Origin of the sequence: Streptomyces polyrhachis, from assembly GCF_042663125.1 — a bacterium.
Lineage (GTDB): Bacteria > Actinomycetota > Actinomycetes > Streptomycetales > Streptomycetaceae > Streptomyces > Streptomyces polyrhachii.
Genome location: NZ_JBHSZO010000022.1, coordinates 93842 through 104133, shown reverse-complemented (window position 1 = coordinate 104133; position 10292 = coordinate 93842). Strand labels below are relative to the sequence as shown.

Annotated in this window: 5 protein-coding genes, 1 tRNA gene and 1 pseudogene; 3 read left to right on the top strand and 4 right to left on the bottom strand. The window is 67.0% G+C overall.

All coding sequences use genetic code 11. From position 1 onward, the window contains the following. Together ACFQLX_RS15820 and ACFQLX_RS15815 are read left to right on the top strand one after the other, a co-directional pair. A pseudogene (locus tag ACFQLX_RS15820) lies at nucleotides 1-138 on the top strand (IS5/IS1182 family transposase); the annotation flags it as partial. Nucleotides 139-204: 66 nt separating this feature from the next. After that, nucleotides 205-1434, top strand: coding sequence for a hypothetical protein (locus tag ACFQLX_RS15815; protein ID WP_386415529.1), 1230 nt, complete (start codon nucleotides 205-207; stop codon nucleotides 1432-1434). A gap of 1234 nt (nucleotides 1435-2668) precedes the next feature. On the opposite strand, the gene ACFQLX_RS15810 is transcribed toward ACFQLX_RS15815, so the two are convergent. After that, nucleotides 2669-3238, bottom strand: coding sequence for a hypothetical protein (locus ACFQLX_RS15810; RefSeq protein WP_386415527.1), 570 nt, complete (start codon nucleotides 3236-3238; stop codon nucleotides 2669-2671). Nucleotides 3239-3610: 372 nt separating this feature from the next. Then, nucleotides 3611-3683 (bottom strand) — tRNA-Lys (locus ACFQLX_RS15805). Between the two features lie 285 nt (nucleotides 3684-3968). On the opposite strand from ACFQLX_RS15805, the gene ACFQLX_RS15800 reads away from it, so the two are divergent. Beyond that, on the top strand, nucleotides 3969-4847 hold the full coding sequence (locus ACFQLX_RS15800; RefSeq protein WP_386415525.1) for a hypothetical protein: 879 nt from the start codon (nucleotides 3969-3971) through the stop codon (nucleotides 4845-4847). 26 nt (nucleotides 4848-4873) lie between these two features. Here ACFQLX_RS15800 and ACFQLX_RS15795 read toward each other — a convergent pair whose 3' ends face one another. Both ACFQLX_RS15795 and ACFQLX_RS15790 read right to left on the bottom strand, forming a co-directional pair. After that, the gene (locus tag ACFQLX_RS15795) at nucleotides 4874-6463 is read right to left on the bottom strand and encodes an amino acid permease (protein WP_386415522.1); all 1590 of its coding nucleotides are present in this window, start codon (nucleotides 6461-6463) and stop codon (nucleotides 4874-4876) included. A gap of 100 nt (nucleotides 6464-6563) precedes the next feature. Continuing rightward, nucleotides 6564-10172 carry an FG-GAP-like repeat-containing protein gene (locus ACFQLX_RS15790; protein WP_386415519.1) on the bottom strand — a complete coding sequence of 1203 codons (3609 nt, stop codon included), beginning with the start codon at nucleotides 10170-10172 and terminating at the stop codon, nucleotides 6564-6566. Between the last annotated feature and the right edge of the window lie 120 nt (nucleotides 10173-10292).

Sequence of the window (10292 nt, the reverse complement as noted above, 5' to 3'; positions counted from 1 at the left end):
AAGATCCGCACACTCATCGAGCAGGCCATGGCCACCCTCAAGACCTGGCGGCTCCCGCGCAAACTGCGATGCTCCACCACCCGCATCACCAGCCTCGTTCAGGCAGTCCTCACCCTGCACCTGACCTGCTCAAACTGAGGTTGGAAAACACTCACGGAGTCAAACCAGGTCACACCCTGAGGGAAAACACGCAAGATTGGTGCCGTGGAAAACGAGAGCAACCTATCCATCACAATGATCACGATGGATCGCGCAACGTCGTGCATCGTCTTCACCCGCTCGGATGGGAAGGAGGCACGGTTTCCGCTGGACCCCTCCCCGTTCGAGCAAACGAGCGTGGTAGCCCGACTGGACTTCACCCCGGCTTTCAGCACCCTCCTCGCGACCACCCTTAGCGGTGATCAGGTTCTTTTTGAGTTGCCACTGGAAGGAGTCGCCGACCAGTTGGCAGGACGGCTCGTCATGTACCTCGACCAGAACCAGTGGAGCCTGCTGAGCAACGCTGACCACGGCGCACCGAAGAGCGGCAAGGCGAATCAAGCTGCGGCTCGACGGCTCAGGGAATGGGTGGATCAACACCGGATCGTCCTGCCTGCTTCTGCTGGCCACTACTACGAGACCGGCAAAAGGTTCAGCACCGACAAAAGGTATGACCTCGGGCTGACGATCCTGCAGTACAGCCGAGGCTGGCAGATGCGCGATCCATTGCAGGTCCGAAGAAACGAACTCCACGATACCTTCTGCTATCAACTGGACAGGCCCGACCGCGTACGATCCGCCCCAGTCTTCACCCTCACCCCGGATGCTCTCTACTCCCCTACCCGGTCGACTGCTACTGAGATAAGATTCGCCACTCAGAATCACTTGGATTTCCAAACCAAGGCGCTTCTCACGGCCTCCGTCTCCATCGACATTATGCTCGACACCCAGCGAATCGAGGAGGGACTGGACACCGGTTGGACCGCTGCCAGCCAGCACTTTAGCGACTGGCTAGACGGGTTGGATCAGGACTCGCAGCAGAAGCGCAGGGCCATAGACATCCATCTCGTGAAGGACTTGCAGCGGGAACTGGCTGAGGAGGCAGCTGCGGCAGACGTCTCCAAGGAACTATTCCAGCAATGGGGATTCAAGGGATGGGTGCGAGCTATCGGCGGATCTCCAACCCTTGGCCTATTTCGGGAAATGCTTCACAGTCGACACCTCAACAGGGGCACGACGTGGCGCCCGAATGACCTGACAGACATGATGTACCTGTCCTGTGCGGCTGGATACGCCAACTTCGTCGTCTGCGAGAAGCACATGCGCGACCCGTTGCAGCACGGCTTGAAACGCATGGGAAGCTCGACCCAGGTCTATCGTCGGCTTACTGACGCTGTATCGGCCATCGAGGAGCTTCTGGAAACACCCTGCGCCCCTGCCAGTCCCGCGCAGTAGTGCCGGCCTGGGCTTTACACCTACCCAACCTGCGTCGGCGGGTGATTTACACCGTTCTAGCGAAGACAGGCACATCGACCGCCGACGTCTAGGGAGCTGCTACCGATTAGCACGGCCGATCCCTCCCCACCGTGCACGGACCTTCACCACCCCGTTCTGCGCGGCGACTAGGGCGCAATAATCTGCGCCCTAGTCGCCGCGCAAGGCAGGATCTAGCCCTAATTCGGCATCTGGCTAAAACCACTGCAGGAATTTAGGCACCGGTAGCAAAGGATGTCTTCTCCTGCCGGATCCACTCCCAGGCCACGCCGGAGGGTCTCCTGGCTCAACTCGATCTTATTGAAGCGAGCTAGGGGGTCCCTGGGCCGGGACACCCAGCTCACTTCATGGAGTTGCAGCTGAGATATAACGGGATACGGATAGGCGGAAATAGTCTCGCCATCGACATGCGGACAGCTGCGCCGACCGCAAGCGTTACACGCTCCGTCAGAGTCATGCCACACGGTGATGTTGTATCGAGTATCGAGCAGGTGGGGGCATGAATCGAGGTCCTGCCCACACAGGGAGCAACTACGATTCGCGGTGAAGCCGATAGACATGCCCCACCTGTTGTGCATGAGCGTGATCCGGCACACGTCCCAGTAGGTGTCGTCGGAGTACTCCATATTGCAGCCAAAGAGTCCGCCTACGAGGGCTGCAACATGATGAGCATGTCGGTGAGCGATTTCAGAAAGCTCGGTGTCCTCGAGGAAGTTGTAGGCATCGACAGCACGGGCCAGCGAGTCGCGTGCCACTGTTTCCAACTCATTCCACGGGCTAGCAGATTGAGGCGTGCCACACAGCCCATTCAAAGAACTCGACATTGCAAGATACTGACGATGAGCCCATCGGTCGGAAGCGAGTGGACCGATAGACCATGGAGACGGCGAGGTAAGTGACGCAATGTTGCGTAGCAGTTGCTGCCGAGCTTGTGACCACACACGGACAAGGAAGACTTGCTGCGCGCTCGCTGTCCACAGTCCGCACCGGTACATTTCCTCCGCCGTCGATGCCCAGGATGGAAAGTCGTCCAGGGGCAGGCCCCAGGTAAGAGAGAAGCTGCGATAGCACTGCCCGTACAGTCGCATGGATTCTTGCAAGGCCGCCACGCCATCTTGGTACATCATGGCTACGCGCGCCGGTCCTGATGCCGGAGGGAGAGGAACCCCGGTACGGACGGCGAGGCCAGAGAATCTCATTCGGTGGTGCTTTCCGAAGCAGCATCATCCGGGTCTGCTGACGGGAGCTCAGCGCGAATCGGGTCGGACACAGCCAGTTGGACGAGGTTGTCGATGTCTGCCAGCCGACCGGTGATCTCCCACCCTCGAACGATCGTCTCGTTCTCGGCCCGTACGATCTCAGCGATCTTGACTGTCACACGTGCCTCGTCGATCTCTTCATCAGGACAGCTAGGCCCCAGTGAGGACCGTGCCCGCTGCCACGCAGTCAGAACAATGCTTTTGACCAGATCAGTGGTGAGCGTGGTGGCCACAGCGATGCCGATAGTGGCCACCACATCAGTGGCTCCGTACTCACTGAGATAGCGGCGGCCTTCTTGCGCGGACGCGAAGTCGATGTCCACGCCGCGGTGTCGCAGTGTTTTGATCAAGCCGGCCACGTCGTCCCGGTAAAGGGCCACCCCGTCGACGTGGGAGTCGGGGAGCAAGAACACGCGGCCCCCCGTTGGGGCAGTCAGTACCCTCTCTGGCAGGTCTGCTATTGAGATCTCCCAGCGTGTCACAGCACCAGTGATCTCTTCTGCCATCAGCAGGAGCCCTCTCGCAACTCAATGTTGTGTTCGTGCAGAAACCTATAGCGATGCGGGGCTACCTCTGCCCACATGCGCCGCTTCGCAGTGCGCAGTTCAACGCCTACCCGGCTGCTGAGCATCGCCCACCGGGTCGTCCTCACAGGCACCGCGGCGACTCAGACCTCTGGGTCCCGACCCAAGACTCGGTGATCACACGTACCAGTCTAGAAGCGAGCCAGCCCCTCCAAGGCGGGTTTCCAGATCCTGGAGGCCCTCGCGCTCACGCACCGCTCACGCAAGCGCCCCCGAACGACGAAGCGCCCCGACCGGCCGAAACCGGTAGGGGCGCTCCGCAGCAGGTCAGAGGGTTCCCTTGCCCGCCTCACGTAGGCCGTGTGGGACTCGAACCCACAACCAATGGATTAAAAGTCCACTGCTCTGCCAATTGAGCTAACGGCCCGCGCCCGGCAAGCATAGCCCGCGGGCAGACCCCACCGGGTGCGGGCACCGCAGACGTGCGGTCGGCGGCGCGCTGATCGCGCAGACAGCAGGGTCGGCCCCATTCCCGCCTGTTCAGCACAACCCAGGCGCCCGGGAGATCGTCTACCGAGTCGAACGGAAAGCGCCGCCTCGGCGTCGGTCCGGGCCGACGCCGTCGCGCGGCCCCGTCCGGTCGGCGGGCGGGTGTTGGCATATCGCGGCAGGCGGGGAGCGCATGATCAGGCAGCAGCACGATCGACGGGCGGTGTCCGGACGTACCCCCTCCGGTTTCCTCACCGCGGCGGTCGCCCTCTACGCGGAGGGCGCCGCCCTCATCCCCATCACCGCCGCCGTCAGCGAGGCGGGGGACGAGGGGCCGGCCCAGTACGGGATGGGCTTCGTGGCCGGCGCGTTCGGCGGGATCGTCGCCGCGCCCCTCGCCGCCGCCATCGCCGTCCTGCCCGCCCTGGCCCTCTCCCGCCGGTCCGCCCAGCGCTTCCGTCGGGACGAGACGTGGATATGGTGCCTGGGCACGGTCGCGGCGCTGGCCGCGGCGGGCAGTCTGGCCTTCGGTACGGTGCTGGTCGCCTCGGGATCCGGGCCCGGCACCTACGCCTGGCTGTGGCTGGCCCTCACCGCCGCCTTCGCACCGCCCACCCTGCTGGCCCGCGAGGCCCGCCGGGGACGCCGGTTCATGACCGGCTGGGGTTTCGGCGGCGGCTGTCTGAGCGCAGTCGCGGCCTTCACCACAGTGGGGCTGCTCTTCGCCGTCGGGATTCTTGAGGAGTACGAGGCGCCCGAACTCACCGCCGCCGAGATGACCGGAACCTGGGAGGACGGCCACGGCGGCAGCCTCCTGTTCGCCGCGGACGGCACGGTCAAGGCCGTCTCCGTGGACGAGTTCGGCATGGACGGAGACCCCGACACCTGGGGCGACCCCACGGGCGACTGCGACGGTACGGGCCGGTGGACCTTCAGCGGCGATTCGAGCTGGAGCACCCAGGGAGTCAACATAGCCGTCACGGGCTGCTCGTACGGGACGTGGAGCATGGGCGGCACCCGGCAGGCACCCACGCTCTACGTCTACGTGAGCGACCCGGACACCGGCGAGCGCTACACCCTCAGCCGCCGGGCCAGGGATTGAGCGCCCGCCGGCGCCCGTACGACCGGTCAGGGCGTCGGCGGAGTCGCCTCCGTACGCGCCTCGGGCACCGTCCCCGGCCGCCCCTCGTCCGCATCCCCGGAACCCGCGCCGCCGCGCAGGAACCAGTGCCGCGCCGACACCAGCCACCACACCCCCGCGAAGCCCAGCACCACCGCGACCGCCACCGGGGCGTAGTTGAAGGTCTCCGCCGTCACCGGGGAGACCTGCGGCAGCATGAACAGCACCGTGATCACCGCCACCCACACCACCGCGACCGCCCCGATCGGGCGGCTCCAGCGGCCCAGGTGCCACGGTCCGCGTTCGAAGCGGTCGCCCTGGCGCAGGCGTAGGAAAGTGGGGATCACATAGGAAATGTAGAGACCGATGACCGCGATCGACGTCACCGCCGCGTACGCCGTGATGTTGATCAGGTACGGCAGCCCCAGCACCAGCGCGCCCAGCGCCGCCAGCCAGACCGCGTTCACGGGGGTGCGGGTGCGCGGGCTGACCTGGCGCCACAGCCGGGAGAAGGGGAGCGCGCCGTCGCGTGAGAAGGCGTAGATCATCCGGCTGTTGGCCGTGACGGACGCCATCCCGCAGAAGAGCTGCGCCCCGATGATCACCAGCAGCATCGCCTTGCCGGTCGAGGCGCCGAGGGCGTCGAGGAGGATCTGCGCCGGGGGTACGCCGGTCGGGGAGTCCAGCGCGCCCTGGTAGCTCTGGATGGCGAAGGTGAAGCCCAGCAGCAGCACGAAGCCGGCGATCCACGAGGTCCAGATCGACCGTACGATGCCCTGCGGCCCGGCGACCGAGGCGTCCTTCGTCTCCTCCGTCATGTGGGCGGAGGCGTCGTAGCCGGTGAAGGTGTACTGCGCCATCAGCAGGCCGAGCAGGACGACGTAGGGGGCGCTGTACGGACCGCTGCCGAAGCCGGTGTTGTTGACGAACTCGGTGAAGACGAACGACGCCGACTGGTGGCTGTCCGGCGTGAGGGCCAGCGCGCCGACGATCACGACGACGCCGATGACGTGCCACCAGACGCTGACGGAGTTGAGCAGCCCGATGATGCGCACTCCGAAGGTGTTGAGCGCGCCGTGCAGCAGCAGGATGGCGGCGAAGAGCAGCACGATACGGGCCTCGGTGACCTCGAAGCCCCACTGGAGGTTGAGGTACGCGCCCAGGAAGGACGCGGCGCCGAAGTCGATGCCTGCGGTGACGGCGACCTGCCCGAGGACGTTGAACCAGCCCGTGAACCACGCCCAGGCCGCGGCCTGTCGGGGCGGCGCGAGCCGCCGCGCCCAGTAGTAGAGGCCGGCGGAGGTCGGGTACGCGGAGCAGACCTCCGCCATCGCGAGCCCCACGAAGAGGGTCATCAGCCCGACCGCGACCCAGCCCCACATCATGACGGCGGGGCCGCCGGTGTTCATGCCGAAGAGGTAGAGGGTCATGCAGCCGGAGAGCACCGAGATGATCGTGAAGGAGACGGCGTAGTTGCCGAAGCCCGACATCCGGCGGGCGAGCACCTGGGTGTAGCCGAGCTGCCGCAGCCGCTCCTCGTCGTCGGTGGGCGCGGGGGGTGGTGGATCGGTCGCGTCGCGCGCTTGGTGAGTTGTCATGTCCCAGCGTTTCCCGGCACCGGTACGTGACACGCATCACAATCGGAACACGCGGACGGGAAGGGGGAGTTCCGCGTGTGCGGGACTCCCCCTCGCGGCTTTAGAAGACGCCGGTGTAGGTCCAGCCGGTGGCGATCTGCTGACGGCCGTAGAAGGAGCCCGCGCCGTTGCCGGAGTTGCGGAAGAGGACGCCGTACTTGTCCCGCGACACCAGATCCGCCTTCCCGTCCCCGGTGATGTCCCCGACGCCGACGATCGCGGTGTACGAAGCACCCCAACCGGTGAAGACCGCCACCCGCTCCTTCAACAACCCGTTGCCGATCCCGTCGTAGCGGTAGAGCGTCCCGTCCGACCGACGCGCCAGCACATCCCCGTGCCCATCACCGTTCAGGTCACCCGCACCCACGATGTGCGTGTACGACAACCACCCCGACCGGATCCTCACCCGCGACGCCAACTTCCCATCCGACGTCGCCTTGTACAGATACACATCCCCCGTCGACGCCTGCCGCGCCAACAGATCCGCCCGACCATCACCACTCAAATCCCCAGGCGACGTCAACACGTTGTACTGCGACCACCCACTGGTACCGACCGTCACATACGACGTGGACGGCGCCAACGCCTTCCCACAACCCGGACGGTAAGCCCGCAGCGCATCCCCCACCCGCACAAGAACGTCATTGCACCGATCACCGTTCACATCACCAAACGGCACCGCCCGCACCGACGTCGACCAACCAGAGGCGGACACCTTCGACCCGAACGAACCCGAACCCGTCCCCTGCTGGAACGTCAAAGAACCCGACGAGTTCAACGTCAACATGTCCCCGAAGCCGTCCGACCCCAGATGATCCCGCCGCGCCGCCGACACCACGACTGCCGCGGACTCAGCTGTCGCGCTGCTCCAGCCGCTCTTGTGCGCGCTCACCGCGACACTCAGGCTCTTGGCCCGCATCGACGCGGGTACCACGTACGTCGCGGAGACCGCACCGCTGATCGGTGTTCCGTTCGCCTTCCACTGGTAGGTGTAGGAGGTCGGGCCGTCCGGCCACGTACCGGGCAGGGCAGTGAGCTTGGCGCCCACCAGAGCGGCTCCCTTGACCGACGGCTTGGCCATGTTGGCCAACGGCGGGTGGGCGACCTTGAACGTACCCGCGGCTGTCATATCGCCGACCGTGAGTCGGTAGTCGCCGACGGGAGCGCCCCTCAGGTCGAAGACGGCCGTCAGCGTGCGCCAGTCCGCCGACACCTTGACAGACGCGGGGGACAGGGTCGCCCCCGCCCCCGCCAGGCTCACCTCCGCGTCCGAGGGGATCGCGGTCCCCTTCACCGTGAGGGTGGCCGTCGTCCCGACGGTCGCAGCCACGGGGGAAAAGGACGCCAGGGTGACGTTCTCGCCGCAGGTCATCCTGTCGTGGCAGGTGAGCTTCGCTTCGTAGGAGGACTGGGAGGACTTCTCCGCCAGCCCCACGACGAGCAGACTCGGTTTGTCCGTGGGCGTGTAGCAGCGACCCAGTTCCCGGGAGCAGCTGTCCTCGAGCCAGTCCTTATCCGTGTCCGAGTAAAGGGAGAGGGCCGCCGTCTCGGTGGCCAGCGCGTCGAAGTTGTCGCCCATACGCGTCGGCAGCACCGCGCAGTCGGCCGTGTGGCCTTCCGAGAGCACGCCGGTGACGGGCCCGTATCCGTAGGCGACCGAGACGGGCCGGGCGCACTCGGCTGCGTAACCCGCCAAGGTCGCCAGCCGCCAGGCGTCGAGCCGGTACTCGGGGGAGACCGCCTTGCCCGTGGGCACGTGCGTCACCACCTGGTAGCTCGTCGAGCCACGCAGCGGGCAGCCGTACTCCTGGATGAAGCACCGCAGTCGACCGGCGGAGTCGTAGACCGTCCCCTGCGTTGTCGCCTGGGCGTCCCGGATGTCGAGGCGCACCACGTCCGTGGTGGCGGCAGTCGTCACCCGGTGGCAGCGCAGCGTGCTGACCGCCCCGGACACGCCCTTGCCGGCAGCGCCCCCGACGGTCGTGGCGGGGAGTTGTCCGCACGCCGGGGCCGTCGCTGTCACATCGCGCCGGGTGAGGGTGTACGAGGCGTTCTCGTCACGGCCGCGCACCACGACCGTGTGCGTCTTGCCGGCCGTCAAACGGCAGGAGGCGAAGCCGTTGGCGGCGCCGGTGTGCTCGCACACCTTCCGGCCGTCGGTGTCCACCGTCGACAGGCTGACCGGGGCGGTGCCGGAGGTGCGCTGGAACTGCACCAGTTCCCCGGCCGTGTGCTGGTCCGCCGCAATGGTGTAGCAGCCCGCGAAGACACCGCCGCCCGTGGTCAGCCGGGCCGACGGAGAGCCGTCGGCGAAGGTGCCGACCGGCAGCGCCGGGCAGCCCGTCGCGAGGTCGGTGCGGATCGCCTGCAGTCCGTAGGGGCCCGGAGCGCCGTGGACGATGACGCGGAACGGCGCCGCGCCGGTGAGCGGGCACGTACCGTCGGCCAGCGGATATCCGGCGCACACGGTCGTACCGTTCGCGTCGAGGATCTCGACCGTCCTCGGCGTGCTCGCGTCCTGCACCAGTGCGAGCCTGGCCTCCGCCGGGAAGGGCAGCGCCAGGCAGTCGTACTCACCGACGGTGCCGATCGTGCCCCGATACGGCCCCGGGCCCAGGGGCGTACAGCCGTCCGTGCCGGCTGCGCTCAGATAGACCGTGGCGGACGGCTGGGCCTCGAAGTCCCCTACCAGAACGTGGTATTGACCGGCGGAGGGGAAGGTGCACCAGTCGTCGCCCGCGCACAGCCGTCTGCCGTCGGACCGGTACACGGTCGACGGCAACGGGCTGCGCCCCGCCTGCGCCGGGTCGGGCGTCGAGACGAGATAGCGGCCGGCGGCAGGGGCGCTCAGGGTGCGGCAGGGCGAGGTCTCCGCAGGGCCGGCCGGGGCGGAGCCGAAGGCGCCGAGGGCCACGGAGGTGCAGCCCAGGGGTGCGGAAAGGCTGCCGATGCGCAGTCGGTAGGCGGACATGCTCCGGTCGGCGGCGTGGGAGACGGTACGGTACGGGCCGCTGCCCGACAGCACGCAGCCGTCCCCACCGTCGTGGACACAGGCGCTCGTGCCGCTCGGGCCGGCGATCAGACGGATGGCACCCGCGCGCGCGATGCGCTCCCCGGGCCGGCCCGCGAACGTACGGCAGTCCACCTGGAGCGGGGAGAGCGGCTGGATGGTGGTCGGCGGCTCATCCCAGCGGGTGCCCATCGGGACGCAGCCGGTCGTCGAGGCGAGACTCACCATCGATACGCGGTAACTCTCCGACTCCGCACCGAAGTTGCGGATGATCATCGTGTACGTGCCACCCGACTCGATCATGCACAGGTCGGACGTCAGGCCCTCCGAGGCGTAGCAGCCGAGCTCCTCGGTGGCATTCGCCAGCGAGGTGGTGACCTCGCCGTGGGTGGCGGAAACGCGTGGCAGGTAGCCGCCCGCGGTCAGCTCGACGCGTACGCAGTGCTGCGCACCCGGTGCCAGCACTCCCTCGGCCACCGCGGCGCCCGGGTCGCCGAAGGACGCGAGCGCGAGCGGAGCGCAGTCCGCCGGCACGGGCACCTGCGCCCGCGCGGCTCCCACGGGCAGCAGCAGTGCCGCGAGCACGGTGAAGGCGAGCAGCAGGACATGGGCTCTGCCGCCCGGGGTCGTACGGGCAGCAGAGCGAACGTGGTGTCCCAACAGGGGTCCCCCGACAAGATGGTGGTCTGGCGCGATGGCAGGCCGAGCACATGAGGAAGTACAACGGGAAGAAGATCCGTCGGGGGTGGGGCCCCGGGCCTGGAAAGGCAGGCGGAGCCT